We start from the raw sequence: 14,795 nt of genomic DNA, 5'->3' as shown, positions 1-14,795 counted from the left end.
AATGCTTGCAAAAAGAATTATCCCTTGTCTTGATGTCCGTGAAGGCAAGGTCGTAAAGGGAATAAACTTTGTGGGGATAAAAGAAGTGGGGGACCCCGTAGAGTGCGCCGCCGAATATGACGCACAGGGAGCCGATGAAATAGTATTTCTGGATATCACCGCCTCCCACGAAGGACGGGGAACAATGCTTGACGTAGTTCGCCGCACAGCCAAAAAGGTTTTCGTCCCCCTCACCGTAGGCGGCGGAATACGCACTATAGATGATTTCCGCGATACCCTCAGAGCAGGAGCCGATAAGGTCTCGGTAAATTCCGCAGCCGTAAAAAATCCCCGGCTTATCAGAGAAGCAGCGGACATATTCGGCTGTCAGTGCGTTGTGGTAGCCATCGACGCAAAGAAATGCCCCGACGGACATTATACCGTTGTGATAAACGGCGGCAGGATAGATATGGGCATTGACGCGGTAGAATGGGCAAAAAAAGCGGAGGAGCTGGGAGCAGGGGAGATACTTCTCACCTCAATGGACACCGACGGAGTAAAGGGCGGCTTTGACCTTGATATGTTAAACGCCGTATGCAGCGCCGTAAAAATACCTGTTATCGCCAGCGGCGGCTGCGGCACACTTCAGCATTTTACCGATGTATTTGAAAAAACAGGCGCAGCTGCGGCTCTTGCAGCGTCGCTGTTCCATTACAAGGAGCTTACAGTGGGACAGGTAAAGTCGGAGCTTAAAAAGCATGATATTCCTGTCAGAATGGTATGAGTATAATTATTCGTGAAGCGACCTCAAATGACGCAGCTGCTATTGCTGAAATAAGCAGCAAAGCTCTGGGCTATGACTGCACAGCAGAATTTGTCGGGATAAAGCTTGAAGGGCTTGATCTAAGCCGTGAAGCGGTATTTGTTGCCGAGAACGAGAACGGCGTTATGGGATATATCCACATTGAAAAATACGATACCCTTTACTGTGAAACACTCGCAAACGTATTGGGACTTGCTGTGAGAGCGGACAGCCAAAGAAAGGGAGCAGGCAGACTGCTTATGAGTGCCGCTGAAAGCTGGGCAAAGGATATCGGCGCAGTCGGAGTTCGTCTTAATTCGGGAGGCATGAGAACAGGCGCCCACAGCTTTTACAGAGCCACAGGCTATGATAATGAAAAACAGCAGATACGATTTTTGAAAGAATTATGAAAAACGGAGAAAAATATGGGATTTATCGAAGAAACAAGCGAGCTTATGCTCGACTGGGAAAAAATTAACGGCATATCCGCCGAGAACCACGTAATACCCGTAGCGGTGCAGAATATGAACACCAAGGAGGTCATTCTCATCGCCTACATAAACAAACAGGCGCTTGAGGAGTCCATAAAGCTCAGAAAGGTAGTGCTCTGGAGCACTTCGAGAAACAAGCTCTGGTTCAAGGGACAGGAGTCGGGGAACACCTTTACCCTCCACCGCATACTTGTAAACTGCGAGCAGAACTCCCTCGTTTTCATGGCAACCCCCGACAAGGGCGGCATCTGCCACACAAGCCATAACGGAGTGCCCAATAACTGCTACTATCGTGAGCTTGATATGGAAACAATGAAGCTTATTGACCTGAACAATTGAATTATCCTTTTTGAGCTGCAATCATATTATAGCACATCTGTGCTTGTTTGTCAATGCTTTATGGAACAAAATTTCCGAATTACTGATTTTTCATCACTTTGTACAAACTTTGTCATGTCAATTTGTAAATCTCTCCCAACCATTGGTGGGGGGGAGATTTTTATGTATAAAAAACAGGCTCCGCAGCGAATGAAAATGCGAAGCCTGTTTAATTGTTATATTGAGCCTTAACTTAATACTGCTCGCTCATATAAATGCTTGCTCTCGACTGAATGATAGAAGCAGTCTCGTCAACAGATTTTGTTCCGTCAAAGAAGAGAGCAGTCTCCTCGTTAACGATATCCACAATGCTCTGGTCATATCTTGACATTTTTGTAACAGTCTCGAAGTATTCGATAAGCATATCTACCTCCGCCTGTGTCAGAGCAGAGATCTTGACCTCCTGATCGCCGATGTAATAGGTATTTTCCTGCTCGACCTCCTGACCGTCCGAATTGATGTATGTGTTGGGAACGGTTGCCTGAGTGCCCAGCTTCTGCAGCTGATCCTTGAGAACGGGGAAGGAATAGCTTGAAGATACATACCTTGTTTTGCCGGTATCGATCTGTTCACCCTTTGACTCGTCCCAGATCGTAACGGGTTCTTCCTTGATGTTGTTAGTGATAACATATTTGATAAACTCCCAGGCACCCTCTTTGTGCTTGGACTTGGAGGATATTGCAATTTCAGAGGAAGCATTCATAATGGCACCTGAGCTGCTGCCACCGGTAACGGGGAAGCCTGTGAAGGTAACATCCTCGCCGAAATAGCCGTCTCTTGTCTGCTTGTAGGAGCTGAAATCGGAGAAATAAACATTGCTGAAAAGCGCTCTGTTCTCACGGCAAGCCTTTTCATTCTCCTGCCAATAATTGGGATTATCATTATAAAGCTTGTCGTAGTCTATTTCCTTGGGGAAGGTCTTTGCGCATTCAAGGAAAGCCTTGAACTCGGGAGTGTCAAAATTGCAGGTGCCGTTTTCATAATCTACAAAATCGGAATATGTAAGAGCATAGGACATAAAGTCAGATGATGTCATTTCGTAGTTGAACATCTGCACATTGTCGCCCATACCTGCCACAACTTCCTTTGCCTTGTCAAGGGTAATGGAGCGGTCGCTGCCTACCAGAGAAGTCTTTGCAGCAAATGTCTGTATTGAGAAATTGGGAGTGATCTCGTACAGCTTGCCGTTTGTCTCAAGAGCGGTGAGGACGTTGGGCATAAAGTCCTCCTTTTTAAGGTCGGGATCCTTATCAAGGAACTCGTAAAGGTCGGTGAAAAGTCCCTTTGCCGCATAGCTGCTGACAGGCATGGAATTATTCAAAAGAATGATATCGGGAACATTTCCTGCAAGAAGCTCATTATTGAACTTTGTAAGAGCGGTTTCCCAGTCGGAGGTGTCATTCGTCTCGCTGAAGCTTGTGGCATAAATGGTGTACTTGTCGCTCTGCTTGTTAAACTTTGCAATTTCCGAGCGGATATTCCAGTCAATGTAGAAGCAGCCGAGAGAGATTATTTCCTTTTCGGCAACCTCAGAGCTGTCAACGGGGAATATCTTGCTGACAGTAGTGGTAGAGGTGTAACCCGAGTAATCGCTGTTTACGGTAAGGAACGAGCCGTCCTCACAGATGGAGAAGCTTGAAATGTTGGAGTTATCCACACCAAGATTGAGGAGATTAAGCACAGGCTCCACAGCCAATGTATCCGCTCTCAGTCCTGCAATACCTGTGTCTGAGCTCATGTAGCAGATATAATCGCCGCTGCCGGAATAAAGATCTCCGCCGTTAAAGCTGCCGGGGGTGTATTCCTTGCCGAAGCCCTGAGCGTTAACATCTATCTCCTTGATAGTTCGGGAACTCTGATCGTTGCTGTAGTCATAAACCATGATCGCAGGAATGCCTGCATTAGTGAGGAAGCAGCTGGAGAACCATGCATTTTCCGATTCTAATTCAGGAGTATCAAAAAGCTTCTTTCCCGTGCTGTCGCAAACTCTGATGATCTTATTCATATTGATGATAAGATTGCCCTGCTTGTCGATGATATAGTCCTGGAAATATCTTTGATTATCGTAATCCTCCTGAGTAAAGAGCTGACCCATATCGATCTCGTTTTTCTTTGCGCCTGTACTGTCATAGGTGCAGAGCTTGTAGCTTTCCTTGGACTCGAAGGTGACCTCGTCATAGCTGCTCTCATATACAAGACAGGTAACAGAGCCGTCATCATTTACAAAAAGGCCGCCGTTTATTCCGCCGTAAACATTTGGGTCTGTCTGTTCGAAAACAGGGATAGAAATAGTCTCAGCACCTGTTTCATCGTAGATCTTGATGAAATATTTTCCGAAATAATTGTCATCCTTCATCTCATATTCGCTGGACACGAGATAGAAATTTCCGTTCTTTGCAGTAATTCTGCCGTAGAAATTCTCAAGACCGGAAATGGGGATATCCGTAACCTTGTAAGCAAGAGTTTTTGCAGCCTCCTGCTGATCTACTATTGCAGTGTTATTTGAATCGCTTTTATTTCCGCCGCAGCCAGTCATTGCTCCTGCCGAAAAAAGCATCATACCTGCGGTGAGAACACAGGCAGTTTTCTTTGCTGCCGTTCTGCCGAGCTTGATTTTCTTCATTGTATAAACTCCATCCTTTCAATGATGTTGATGTGCATACTTTCCTGATGCAGATACATTATAGCATACTATTTCGGAAATTTCCATAGAAAAAACGAAACTGTAATAATTTGTTATAATTTAGCAACCTTTTGCACGCTTTGTAACCGAAATTTTTCAATTATTTATGAAACAAAGCCGATTTTGCGAGTTCATAAAAAATTAACACGATTTTTTTGTCAAAAAGTATTGACTTTTGTGTATAATCGAGTTATAATATAAAAGCACTCTGACGAGAGAGCATAAACAAAAATGCTGATATAGCTCAGTTGGTAGAGCACATCCTTGGTAAGGATGAGGTCACCGGTTCAAATCCGGTTATCAGCTCCAAAGCAAGGTCTGTAAGCGGCAAACAAGCTACTTGCAGACCTTTTGGTATATATTCATAAGAAAGGACGCCCCATCCATGAACAGTGAAAAGCTTATCTCCTTCAAGGCAGACAGCAGCAATGTCAGAGTCTGCGGAAGAAGCATTTATGAAAACGATATCCGCTATCTGAGCTACACCAACTCATTTATCGAGTTTGAATTTATGGGCAGCCTTGCCTGCGCCGAGCTTATAAGCGACCTTACACCCTCCGAGGAGATCTACAGAGCCTGGGTCGGTGTGTGCGTCAATGGTGAGACCGTTCCTTCAAAGGTTTTTAAGCTTGACGAAAAAAAGGCATTTTATGAACTGTACAGGTCGGACAAGCCCGGGAGGGTCAAGCTTCGCCTGATTAAGCTTTCCGAAGCTGCATTTGCCAAAATGGGAGTATCCGAGATACGCATAGACGGAACGCTTCTTCCTGCGCCAAAGCCTCAGTCTGAACGCAGGATCGAGTTTGTAGGGGACTCCATTACCTGCGGCTATGGCATTGACGGTATCTGGAACAAGGATGTTTTTTCCACCGAAACAGAAAATCCCATCAAGGGCTATGCATATAAAACAGCTCTGAAATGCAGCGCAGAATTTCAGTATGTATCCTGGAGCGGTATGGGAGTTTACTCAAGCTGGGTGGATGAAAATGCCGAAAAACCTCTTGATGACTGGCTTATTCACGATATCTATCCCTATACCGACAGCCCCCTCGAGAAGGCTCTTGGCAGAGAGGGTCACGAAAATCACCGGAAATGGGATTTCGGTTCCTACGTTCCACAGGTCATAGTTTTCAATATGGGTACCAACGATCAGTCCTGGACAAAGCATATCAAGGAAAGATGCGATACCTTCTGTGAAAAATATTATGCCTTTCTTGAAATGCTTCGCGAGAAAAATCCGGACGCATTTATAATCTGTACATACGGAATTATGGGTACAGATCTTCTTGAAGAGGAGATATCCTGCACAGAACGCTTTAAAAAAGAGCACGATGACAGAATAAAGTTCATTCCTCTTCCTGTTCAGCTGGAGTCCGACGGCATAGGCGCCGACTGGCACCCCTCGGAAATATCTCATAGCAAGATGGCTGAGATACTTTCCGCAGAGGTGATTGGTGTTTTTGAAAGTCTCGGACTTTGATAAGCATTTTATTCGGAATAAAAATCGGCGTATGCCTTTGACTTTTCCTTCGCTCTGATATAGACACCCTTTTTGTCGGGACAGCGGGTAACGGGGGATAAGCCACCCCAGTCCTTGCGCTGCTTTTTAAAATATTCCATGCGTTTCTTCTTGCTCATTTTTTCTAAAGATACAAATTTTTCCATATTATCCCTCTTTTCAGTTTAGTCTCGGCAGTAAAATACAGCCGAGACTTTTTTATTCTTCTTCGGCGCCTGCCTTAAAGTTATAAATAGGCTTTATGATCTCAAAAATATCTGCGGTGCCGCCGATATTGTCAAGGATATCGTTCATACCCTTGTACGCCATAGGACATTCATCGAGTGTGCCTTTTCCTACCGATGTGGTGTAAATTCCCAACATCTGTTTTTTAAATTCGCTGACCGTAAAGCTCTGCTTTGCCTCGCCCCGGCTCATAAGTCTGCCTGCGCCGTGAGGAGCAGAATAATTCCAGTCGGGATTGCCCTTTCCGATACAGATAAGGCTGCCGTCTCTCATATTGATGGGAATGATAAGCTTTTCTCCGTTCTGTGCAGAAACGGAGCCTTTGCGGAGTATCATTTTATCCGTATCAATGTAATTGTGAATGGTGGTGAACTGCTCGTCGACAGTAAGCTTCATACCCCTGACTATTTCGTTCATCATTGCTTTTCTGTTCAAAGCGGCGTATTGCTGGACTATCTTCATATCATGAATATAGTCCTTAAAAAGCTGTCCGCTTACGTATGCAAGATGTTTGGGTATCTTGGTGCGCTTAGTGTTTTCAAGCTTTTTTAGCTCACCTCTTATTTCCGTCTGTCTGCCCTGTGCCTTGAGATCTTCAATAAGTGCCTTTACAGCTTCGTCTCCTGCATGATTAAGCTGCTTGTAGCCTTCTTCCTGATAGTATTTCGCTACCTCAACGCCTAAATGTCTGGAGCCGCTGTGGATAACGATGTATATGCCGTTTTCGCCTCTGTCGGCTTCGATGAAATGATTTCCGCCGCCGAGGGTGCCGAGAGAGCGTTCCGCTCTGCGCAGGTCTATCTTATCAGCACACTTCAAAGAGCAGAGATTGATCTCTTCATTAAGCTTATGCGGCGTGCTTCTGATGGAAAAGCCCGAGGGGATCTTTGAATAAATCAGCTTATCCAGCTGACAAAGCTCAATGTGCTTTTCTTTGATACGTACTGTTTCCATACCGCAGCCAATGTCAACCCCCACCAGATTGGGAACGATCCTGTCGGTTACGGTCATTGTCGTGCCGATGACGCAGCCCATTCCTGCATGAACATCAGGCATCATTCTGATTTTTTCTCCGATAGTAAATTCCTGGCTGCAAAGTTCGATTATCTGAGCTGTTGAAGCACTGTCGATAATGTCCGTGAATACCTTTGCAGAGTTATATTTTCCTTGTAATTCTATCATATTGTTTTCCTTTCATATGTCGTGGCTGCATAAAAAAATGCGCCTCCGTATATACGGGAGCGCATATAAAAATATATTTCCGTACACTTAAAAAGCGGGCGGACAAATATCACTGCACAGCCGTTTAAAATTATGTAAATGTGATTTTGCAATACTTATAAATATATATTTTTTCATATTGTCCGCCTCCTTTCATCAGATCTTCGAATATTCGTACAGCTTTAAAGCTTATGCAAAAGTTTATCACATATTTTTTGATTTGTCAAGAGTTTTTTATTTTTTTGTGTTTTTCCAAGTAAGTCTATATATCATTTTATCCGGATTAGAAAATAATATTGAGCTAATTTCGCATAACTTTGATTGCCCAACTATTAAAAAATGCATTACAAACTCCCTCAGCTGCTGAGCTGATCGCAAGCTTAGAGCAGGGGAGTTGTAATGCAATTTATTTTATCTGTAAGGCTTCCTTTATTCTGTTTTCTATGTCCGAAGTGTCTCTTGTACGAATAAGTGGTAATCCTATCTTCTCAAGAAGCCTATTTTTAAACTCGTCTTTCTGCTGAGCTTCCTTATTATCGTGTGAATTATCGTCAAGCTCTATCGCAATTTTTACGTAAAAGGTATCAGGATCTACGAGAACGAAGTCCAAATGTCTTGATTTTACTCTATTTCTTGCAATGTTTTTTTCCTTATATGTAAGATTACTGTCAACTGTTACTATGTCCTCAAGTCTTACCTTCGCTAAAATATGCAAGTTTAGCTTGTCCGTTATAGGCTTTAGTGCTTTGAAAAATGCGTATTCTCTTTTAGTAAGCAAATATGTCCGCTTGTATGGTGATAGATCTAACGCCTTATCTTTATTCTGTTCCTGGTATTTGCATTGATCTGTGTCTTTCTTTTTTAATCGTATCGCACAATCTGCAATAATCCCAATTATTATAATAATTCCAATAATCCAATACATCATCTACACCTGTTGATATTCTTACAATTTGTTCTTCCTGCCAAATAATCAAGGCTGACGTTGTAGAAGTCTGCTATGTTTATTGCGTCCCTTAATTTAATACTATGCACATTTTCTTCCCATCTTTTATATGTTGTTGTATGATACCCCAAACGTTTGGCAACTTCTTCTTGTGTTAAATCGGCGTCTTCTCGCAAATCCCTTATTCGGTTTACCTGAATATCCATTTATAACACCTCATAATAATTATAAAGAAAATCACGAAAACGTGTTGACATCGGCACGAAAACGTGCTATTATAATATTGTAGCACGAAAACGTGTTTTTAAAACATTAAGACAAAAATTCACGGGAACTTAATTGACAGTAGGTAGGAAGCTGCTAGGCTGGTAGCCAGGCAGCAGCCCTCCGGGGTGCCTGCCTGTGCTGCCTGATTAGCAGCTTCCTAGGTTCCTGCTGTCAATTAAGCAGCCCGTGAAATTTTGGCTGGCACCAAATAACAAAAAAGGAGGAAAAAATAATGATTTTAGTCGGTATGAAGGAGAGTTGCGGTACATTTACGGACAAGAAGACCAAAGAGCCTATTGATTACCACAATGTAGTTATGTATGTTAGCGACGAAATCACAGGAAAAGATGTTGTCGGCTCATTTGGTAGCTCAGTCCAGGAGATCAAGGTCAAGGGTGCTTTTCTTGACTCTGCTTTCGGTGGTCATTTCCTTGGATTAAAGGCTTATGAAAAATACTTAGGCACTGAGATCAAGGTCTTTTATGACAACTTCAAGAACTGCAATTATGTTGTTTTCGTTGAAGACATTCCCCAAAAGTCAAAGGCTGTCTGACTATGGACGAGGAAACTATCATTTATTATGAGCCTGATCCGGTCGTTTCTGCTATCTATGATATGAAGATAGTGCTGCATGAGGATATCAAAGCAAACACAGAGCTTCTTGATGAACTTCATCAGTATTATTCTTTCGGAATTGTCTCCGATCTCTGGGTTGTGCTGCTCCTCGGCTTTCTTATCGGAATTGGTCTTGTAATTATATTCAAGAGGAAATAATAATGCAGGAAAACGTCATTACTCTTATTCGTGCATTATCCTATTGCACGGGGTTCGGTATTGTTACCGGTATCGAATTTGGTATCACTATATTGCTTTTATTGGCAATATTGGATATATTCAAAGTAACAACAAAATAAAACAAGGAGGATTTTCAGATGAACGCATTTACTGAAATCAAGTCAAAGGCTATTGCTTTTGAATCAAAGCACAAGTTGATCCCCAAGACTATTGCGGCAGTTTCTGCTCTTGAGCTTATGGCTGTCAATGCTTCTGCCGAAACAGGAAGTACAGTTGATATCAGCGCTGTCACTGACAGTATGACATCATCTCTTTCGGATCTTGCTACTAAGGTAGGAGTCGCTTGTGCCGGAGTTGTCGGTGCAGGTCTTACCATTTTCGCTATGAAGTGGGCTGTCGGCAAGGTAATGGCTTTCTTTAAGGCTATCGGCAAATAATTTACCGTTTCGGCTTTAGGATCGAAACGCTATAGGGTAGGGAACTGCACAGTTATTTCCCTGCCCTTAGTTTTTATAAAAACAGGGGTGATAAAATGATACAGTTATACAGCGGAACGCCCGGAAGCGGTAAAAGCCTTCATTGTGCCCACGATATCCGATTTAATCTCAGAATGGGCAAAAAGGTCATAAGCACCTGCTATATTGATACAAAGCTTTGCTTCCTCAATCCTTTCCAGGAGTTTATCTTCAACAAATTCGGTAAGCTTCCTAAGAAGCGCAAGCACGACAAACGAGAAGATAACTTTTTTTACATAGATATCAAAGACATTACACCCGAATACTTATATGAATTTGCTGCAAGGTTTCACGAGTTCGGGAAAGAACATCAGACAATCGTTTACTTTGATGAATGTGTCTCTATCTTCTCACCAACGGTTATTTCCGATAAAAAAGACGAGTGGAACAAGTGGGAGGATTTTTTCCGAAAGCACCGTCACCTTGGCTTTGACTGTGTTCTGATACCTCAGTCCGCAAAGCTCATAAGCCGCAAGGTAATTGAGTACTGCGAATATGATGTAAGGCATTATAACCGAAAACATCAGGGCTTCCTCGGCTTTATTATGTCCCTTTTTGCCGGAGGATTATTCAGCTATTCCACATATTGGCGAGGTATCCGGAGCAAGCCTCTTGACAGCGGTTTCTATACCTACAAGCCGCTTTACGGTCAGATGTATAATAGTTACAGTATGTTTGATAGTACTCTTGCACCGTATAAGGCAGAGTGGGAGAAGAAAAAGATTTTAATGTCACGTTTATGCGGACTGCTTGAGCAGCGCAAAAATGAATTACAAAATTTTTCAGCTGCTGGCTCATCAGATCTTGCTGCAGAGCACGATTGTAATACAAAAGGAGTGATCATATAATGGTTTCTGCTATTTTTTCTTTTTTATGCAGCATTTTAATTTCTCTTGGCGGTTCCGTAACAGCTGATAATATCGGTCAGGATTTTGCTACTATTTACAGTAACCAGGATCCTTCTGTTCAGCGTAAGATTGATGAATATTTTTATGGTAATCCTGGGTGGCAGCTTGAACAGGACCTTTTTTTCCAAGGTACTAAGCTTACTACCGAAATGCTATATAATATTCAGAATGGCAATGTATCAAATCAAGTAATTCAAGAATCTGTTGGAATAGAGGGTTGGAAGAACTTTTTAGAAACTAATCAGTCTAATGTTCTTGAAGGCTCTGCTCCAGGTGTCAGACAATTTTGTCTTGATAATGGTCGAATAATTGAAATTTATGCTCATCAGATAGTAGGAACAGCCTTAGATGGCAGATATGATTTTTATTTCAGAATATTTGATAAAGACGGTAATGTCATTTTTGATGGCTTACCCTATCATATCCGCAGAGGTTGGTCTTATATTGAGAAGTCCGATGCCGAGCGTGCTCTTAGCTATTTCACATTAACCGATGAGGGAATACTTACCACATACAAAGCTGACGGCACCATTATGGAAGTTGTCGATATATCCAATCTGTTCGGTGAAAATTATAATGGATATCTTGCTGCAGCACCCGATGGATCTATCGGTTCTGTTGGTGATGCTTCTGATTCTTCTGTTGGCGAATACCCCATAGCTCCCGATGGTTCTATCACACTTCCTGACGGTACGAAAGTTTATCCTAATTCCAATGGTACATATACCATCAACAATAATACTTACAGCCCTGTATATAATATCTCTTCATATAATGATGCAGCTCTTTTAGCTCTCCTTGCTCAGATACTTGAAAAAATCAATGAGATTGATAGCCAATTAGAGTTTGAACAGGAAGGTGATACTACCGTTGATGAAGAGCTTGAGGAAGCTGAAGATGAAGCTCTTGAAAAGGTTGAATCTGCTGAAGGAGTTTTATCCAAATATACCTACTCTTCAAAAAAATGGACTACGATCTTTCCGTTCTGTATTCCTTGGGATTTTGTTAGAGGTGTTAAGCTTCTTTCTGCTGCTCCTGTTGCTCCCAGGTTTTCCATCCCTTTCGAAATTCCTTCATTCGGTCAGTTTCCCGGATATAAGACTCAGATTGTATTGAATTTTTCCGATTATGAACAATATTTTGTTCCTGTACGATGGTTTACTACAACACTTTTTCTTATTGGTCTTGGATTTATAACTTATAAGATCGTTAAGGGGGCAGCATAATGGATATCTTTGAATGGATCGGTACTCATCTCCAAGAGCTCCTTGACTCTTTTCTTAAGCTTTTCCCTTGCTCTCCAATTGTTTATCTTGAAACCACTCCCCAGATCAGCACCATTATTTCATATATAAATTGGTTTTGTCCTGTTTATTTGTGGATTTCTATCCTTGAAAATTGGTTAGTAGCCATCCTTGTATGGTATGCTTGTCAAATTGGTCTTCGCTGGGTGAAAGCTATTGAATAGTTACGAACGGCGGAAACCGAGCTTGCGAGGAGGCTCCGCCGCTTCGGAACATTCAATAGCAGTTAATTATGGAGGTATATAATGAAAAATATTCAAAAATCAATTCGTATGTCTCAGGATATATATGATTATATAGCTGCATTTGACGGTAAAAACTTCAATGATAAGTTTGAAAATTGTCTTCGGTTCTGTATGGAGCATAACCAACGTCTCCGGATGAGCAAGATCCGGTTAGAAAAAGAGATGTTGGATCTTCAAGATAAGATTCGAGAATACCGTAATATCCTTACCGGTCTTGAGCGCATCGAGACCTATGTTAATTTTGCCTGTGATTTTGTATCACAAAAGTAATGAGCTGCGGAGCTGATCGAAGCTCTAAGTTCTGTTAAATGTAATACAAACTTAATAGGGGAGTTCGCTCCCTGTTACCCCCGTACAGTAACACGGGGGTACTACGTACAAGTAATTATGGGTGGTGTTTTCGTGGAACATAATAAGATCATATATGACTGGCTTACATTCACATCAAAGATACATAGTGTTCATGATATTATATCTCTCCTGGGTCTTTCAGACGTTTCATTTATCCGGCTTGAACGGGGAATGAACGGCTATCCCGAGTGTCTTCACTTCGGCGGTATTTCAATCTGTTATGGCGGTCGTGAAGATATGGGCGTGTGTTGCTGTATGTCCGGACAGGGCTGCAGGAGCTTTGAGACCTATGGCAATGGTGATTATGATAGCCTTTTTGCTACTATCATAGAGAATTATCACGATGACGGAGACAAGCGGCAGATGAATTTAACTCGCCTTGATGTGGCTTATGATGATTTCATCGGTCTGCTTGATATAGATGTTATTTCAATTGAGACATTGAAACAGAATTATGTCTCAAGAATGGAAAAATGGACTGTAACTAACAGCTCTGAGGGCTGCTCTGTCGGTATCGGTTCTATGAGATCAGACATATTTATTAGAATATACGATAAAAAAGCAGAGCGTAACCGTGATGATCTCGATCATTGGGTGCGCTGTGAGATACAGCTCCGAGGTTCCAATGCTATAGGCTTTGCAAAGCTCGGCGGAGATATCTGTGAAAATTACTTTGGTGTTCTTAATAATTATCTCCGTTTTGTTGTTCCGTCTGACAAAGATACCAATAAGCGCCGCTGGAAGACTGCCGAATGGTGGGATAAGTTCCTTGACAGCTATGACAGCGTTAGCATTTTTGCCCGTCCAGGAGTGGAATATAATATAATGCACCTTGATCGCTATGTTTTCGGACAATGCGCCGGAGCTGTCAAGACAATGATTGATATCCTCGGCGTTGGTAAGTTCTTCCGAGAGCTACGTACAGCTGTAAACGGTCGGGATCTTAACCCCAAATACAAGGATCTTAAAAATCAGCTTGGAACTTCCTCGGATGGTATACTTGAATTTCTCCGGGAAAGGGGAGCTGAGTAATGCCAAGCCGAAGTCAGCGTGAATTATGGTTTTGTTATTGTGTAAACTACCGCCAGCGGCTTGAAGATGACATAAAACAGCTTCAGACTAATCTTAGATACCGCAAGGTTGACGCTGTAGACTGCTTAGAGCTTGCTCTTGCCATAGAACGGCTTAACTGCTTCAATGAATATTGCAAGCATACAAACGAAATATTTAAAATTATGTCGGGAAATGAATTACAAAATCCGACTTCTGATTAGCTGATCTGCGCCGCTGCAGAGAATAAATGTAATACAATAGGAGTGTTTAAAATGACTTTATCAGATTTTTTTGTTCATAATCAACTTGAAGATACTCAGGAGATACAACTTGCTTATGCTAGTGCTTATGATTTCAGCAAGGATTTCTATTATAACTTTTCTGTTGGTGGTGAATTTGGAGAGCTTCGTAAACATTTAATTGATGATGTTTTTTCATTATATGACTGTTCATTTGTAGGTTATACTTTTTCTGAAATTGAATGGGATTCTACACGTATTTTCAGATTCATTATTGATGATAGATGATATTAAATACAAAAAGCAGGGGAATGTTGCCCCTGCTCCTTCACCAGTGATTTATTCCTTGTTCGGCTTGGTTAGCTTATCGCCCATATCCTCGGCAATTAGTCGGTTGATATATCCGTTAAGGCTCTCGCCGTTGGCTTCTGCATATGCTTTAATTATTTCTCGTTGCCCTTTTGGCACTACTGTTTTTATTTGGTCATATGCTTTAGCATTGTATTTCTGATTTGCTCTTTTTTGTGCTTCTGTTAGCAATTTAATCACCTCATACTATATTATATCATATCCCGCCTATTGGTACAAGTGTATAATTTGCACAAATATATTGGTACAAGATTGTCTATTTTACATCTTGATATATTGGTACAAGTATAGTATAATATATATAGTTCAAGGGACAGAGATCCCGAAACAGAAAGGAAGTAATTACAATGTATGAAAAATTAACAACTCCTGAACGCTCTGAGGTTTACCTTGCATTGTCATATCGCAAGGAAAAACTCCAAGAAGAAATTGAAAATTATTCCAAAATTCTTTCTTCTTGCCCTCCTGAACGCTGTGATTTTTATATTTCATCAATTGCATCTTG

At 41.8% G+C, this 14,795-nt stretch carries 17 protein-coding genes and 1 tRNA gene; 13 read left to right on the top strand and 5 right to left on the bottom strand.

Annotated features, from left to right (window positions below; translation table 11 throughout):
- The first annotated feature begins 1 nt into the window (after position 1).
- Genes hisF through ACI4J0_RS06340 form a run of 3 tightly spaced genes read left to right on the top strand, consistent with a single transcriptional unit; the run spans position 2 to position 1,611 of the window.
- Positions 2-763: an imidazole glycerol phosphate synthase subunit HisF gene (gene hisF / locus ACI4J0_RS06350; RefSeq protein WP_439764974.1), complete on the top strand. Its 762-nt coding sequence runs from the start codon at positions 2-4 to the stop codon at positions 761-763.
- The gene (locus ACI4J0_RS06345) at positions 760-1,191 is read left to right on the top strand and encodes a GNAT family N-acetyltransferase (protein WP_439764973.1); all 432 of its coding nucleotides are present in this window, start codon (positions 760-762) and stop codon (positions 1,189-1,191) included. Before hisF ends, ACI4J0_RS06345 begins: the two co-directional genes overlap by 4 nt.
- 15 nt (positions 1,192-1,206) lie before the next feature.
- A complete protein-coding gene (locus ACI4J0_RS06340) occupies positions 1,207-1,611 on the top strand; it encodes a phosphoribosyl-AMP cyclohydrolase (protein WP_439764972.1) in 405 nt (134 codons plus the stop codon).
- Positions 1,612-1,843: 232 nt separating this feature from the next.
- Here ACI4J0_RS06340 and ACI4J0_RS06335 read toward each other — a convergent pair whose 3' ends face one another.
- Positions 1,844-4,273: an ABC transporter substrate-binding protein gene (locus ACI4J0_RS06335; protein ID WP_439764971.1), complete on the bottom strand. Its 2,430-nt coding sequence runs from the start codon at positions 4,271-4,273 to the stop codon at positions 1,844-1,846.
- Positions 4,274-4,566: 293 nt separating this feature from the next.
- Here ACI4J0_RS06335 and ACI4J0_RS06330 point away from each other — a divergent pair.
- Both ACI4J0_RS06330 and ACI4J0_RS06325 read left to right on the top strand, forming a co-directional pair.
- Positions 4,567-4,642, top strand: a tRNA-Thr gene (locus tag ACI4J0_RS06330).
- Between the two features lie 76 nt (positions 4,643-4,718).
- Entirely contained in the window at positions 4,719-5,813 is a 1,095-nt protein-coding gene (locus ACI4J0_RS06325) for an SGNH/GDSL hydrolase family protein (protein ID WP_439764970.1), read from the top strand.
- An 8-nt stretch (positions 5,814-5,821) separates the two neighbouring features.
- Here ACI4J0_RS06325 and ACI4J0_RS06320 read toward each other — a convergent pair whose 3' ends face one another.
- From ACI4J0_RS06320 to ACI4J0_RS06305, 4 genes are all read right to left on the bottom strand, one after another.
- A complete protein-coding gene (locus ACI4J0_RS06320) occupies positions 5,822-5,998 on the bottom strand; it encodes a hypothetical protein (RefSeq protein ID WP_439764969.1) in 177 nt (58 codons plus the stop codon).
- A gap of 52 nt (positions 5,999-6,050) precedes the next feature.
- Positions 6,051-7,259, bottom strand: a complete 1,209-nt coding sequence (locus ACI4J0_RS06315; protein ID WP_439764968.1) for an RtcB family protein — start codon at positions 7,257-7,259, stop codon at positions 6,051-6,053.
- Positions 7,260-7,704: 445 nt separating this feature from the next.
- The gene (locus tag ACI4J0_RS06310; protein ID WP_439764967.1) at positions 7,705-8,226 is read right to left on the bottom strand and encodes a DUF2726 domain-containing protein; all 522 of its coding nucleotides are present in this window, start codon (positions 8,224-8,226) and stop codon (positions 7,705-7,707) included.
- Positions 8,223-8,450 carry a helix-turn-helix transcriptional regulator gene (locus tag ACI4J0_RS06305; protein WP_439764966.1) on the bottom strand — a complete coding sequence of 76 codons (228 nt, stop codon included), beginning with the start codon at positions 8,448-8,450 and terminating at the stop codon, positions 8,223-8,225. The genes ACI4J0_RS06310 and ACI4J0_RS06305 overlap by 4 nt, the downstream gene beginning before the upstream one ends.
- Positions 8,451-8,743: 293 nt before the next feature.
- On the opposite strand from ACI4J0_RS06305, the gene ACI4J0_RS06300 reads away from it, so the two are divergent.
- The 8 genes from ACI4J0_RS06300 (at position 8,744) to ACI4J0_RS06265 (ending at position 14,209) form a co-directional block, all read left to right on the top strand.
- The gene (locus tag ACI4J0_RS06300) at positions 8,744-9,064 is read left to right on the top strand and encodes a hypothetical protein (RefSeq protein ID WP_439764965.1); all 321 of its coding nucleotides are present in this window, start codon (positions 8,744-8,746) and stop codon (positions 9,062-9,064) included.
- A gap of 2 nt (positions 9,065-9,066) precedes the next feature.
- The gene (locus tag ACI4J0_RS06295) at positions 9,067-9,285 is read left to right on the top strand and encodes a hypothetical protein (RefSeq protein ID WP_439764964.1); all 219 of its coding nucleotides are present in this window, start codon (positions 9,067-9,069) and stop codon (positions 9,283-9,285) included.
- 158 nt (positions 9,286-9,443) lie between these two features.
- Positions 9,444-9,743 carry a hypothetical protein gene (locus ACI4J0_RS06290; RefSeq protein ID WP_439764963.1) on the top strand — a complete coding sequence of 100 codons (300 nt, stop codon included), beginning with the start codon at positions 9,444-9,446 and terminating at the stop codon, positions 9,741-9,743.
- A gap of 95 nt (positions 9,744-9,838) precedes the next feature.
- On the top strand, positions 9,839-10,669 hold the full coding sequence (locus ACI4J0_RS06285) for a zonular occludens toxin domain-containing protein (RefSeq protein ID WP_439764962.1): 831 nt from the start codon (positions 9,839-9,841) through the stop codon (positions 10,667-10,669).
- Entirely contained in the window at positions 10,669-11,955 is a 1,287-nt protein-coding gene (locus ACI4J0_RS06280) for a hypothetical protein (protein ID WP_439764961.1), read from the top strand. Before ACI4J0_RS06285 ends, ACI4J0_RS06280 begins: the two co-directional genes overlap by 1 nt.
- Before the next feature lie 725 nt (positions 11,956-12,680).
- A complete protein-coding gene (locus ACI4J0_RS06275; protein ID WP_439764960.1) occupies positions 12,681-13,661 on the top strand; it encodes a replication initiation factor domain-containing protein in 981 nt (326 codons plus the stop codon).
- Complete coding sequence (locus tag ACI4J0_RS06270; RefSeq protein WP_439764959.1) at positions 13,661-13,903, top strand: hypothetical protein; 243 nt, start codon at positions 13,661-13,663, stop codon at positions 13,901-13,903. Before ACI4J0_RS06275 ends, ACI4J0_RS06270 begins: the two co-directional genes overlap by 1 nt.
- 51 nt (positions 13,904-13,954) lie before the next feature.
- A complete protein-coding gene (locus ACI4J0_RS06265) occupies positions 13,955-14,209 on the top strand; it encodes a hypothetical protein (RefSeq protein ID WP_439764958.1) in 255 nt (84 codons plus the stop codon).
- Positions 14,210-14,795: the final 586 nt, after the last annotated feature.

This window comes from Huintestinicola sp. (assembly GCF_051882455.1).
Taxonomy (GTDB): Bacteria; Bacillota; Clostridia; order Oscillospirales; family Ruminococcaceae; genus Huintestinicola.
The sequence above is the reverse complement of the archived record's forward strand: the minus strand, read 5'-3'. Positions and strand labels throughout refer to the sequence as shown.

Bases quoted from the DNA above. Each gene is read 5' to 3' on its own strand.
- hisF (WP_439764974.1), top strand. From the start codon at position 2: ATGCTTGCAAAAAGAATTATCCCTTGTCTTGATGTCCGTGAAGGCAAG.
- ACI4J0_RS06345 (WP_439764973.1), top strand. From the start codon at position 760: ATGAGTATAATTATTCGTGAAGCGACCTCAAATGACGCAGCTGCTATT.
- ACI4J0_RS06340 (WP_439764972.1), top strand. From the start codon at position 1,207: ATGGGATTTATCGAAGAAACAAGCGAGCTTATGCTCGACTGGGAAAAA.
- ACI4J0_RS06335 (WP_439764971.1), bottom strand. From the start codon at position 4,273: ATGAAGAAAATCAAGCTCGGCAGAACGGCAGCAAAGAAAACTGCCTGT.
- ACI4J0_RS06325 (WP_439764970.1), top strand. From the start codon at position 4,719: ATGAACAGTGAAAAGCTTATCTCCTTCAAGGCAGACAGCAGCAATGTC.
- ACI4J0_RS06320 (WP_439764969.1), bottom strand. From the start codon at position 5,998: ATGGAAAAATTTGTATCTTTAGAAAAAATGAGCAAGAAGAAACGCATG.
- ACI4J0_RS06315 (WP_439764968.1), bottom strand. From the start codon at position 7,259: ATGATAGAATTACAAGGAAAATATAACTCTGCAAAGGTATTCACGGAC.
- ACI4J0_RS06310 (WP_439764967.1), bottom strand. From the start codon at position 8,226: ATGATGTATTGGATTATTGGAATTATTATAATAATTGGGATTATTGCA.
- ACI4J0_RS06305 (WP_439764966.1), bottom strand. From the start codon at position 8,450: ATGGATATTCAGGTAAACCGAATAAGGGATTTGCGAGAAGACGCCGAT.
- ACI4J0_RS06300 (WP_439764965.1), top strand. From the start codon at position 8,744: ATGATTTTAGTCGGTATGAAGGAGAGTTGCGGTACATTTACGGACAAG.
- ACI4J0_RS06295 (WP_439764964.1), top strand. From the start codon at position 9,067: ATGGACGAGGAAACTATCATTTATTATGAGCCTGATCCGGTCGTTTCT.
- ACI4J0_RS06290 (WP_439764963.1), top strand. From the start codon at position 9,444: ATGAACGCATTTACTGAAATCAAGTCAAAGGCTATTGCTTTTGAATCA.
- ACI4J0_RS06285 (WP_439764962.1), top strand. From the start codon at position 9,839: ATGATACAGTTATACAGCGGAACGCCCGGAAGCGGTAAAAGCCTTCAT.
- ACI4J0_RS06280 (WP_439764961.1), top strand. From the start codon at position 10,669: ATGGTTTCTGCTATTTTTTCTTTTTTATGCAGCATTTTAATTTCTCTT.
- ACI4J0_RS06270 (WP_439764959.1), top strand. From the start codon at position 13,661: ATGCCAAGCCGAAGTCAGCGTGAATTATGGTTTTGTTATTGTGTAAAC.
- ACI4J0_RS06265 (WP_439764958.1), top strand. From the start codon at position 13,955: ATGACTTTATCAGATTTTTTTGTTCATAATCAACTTGAAGATACTCAG.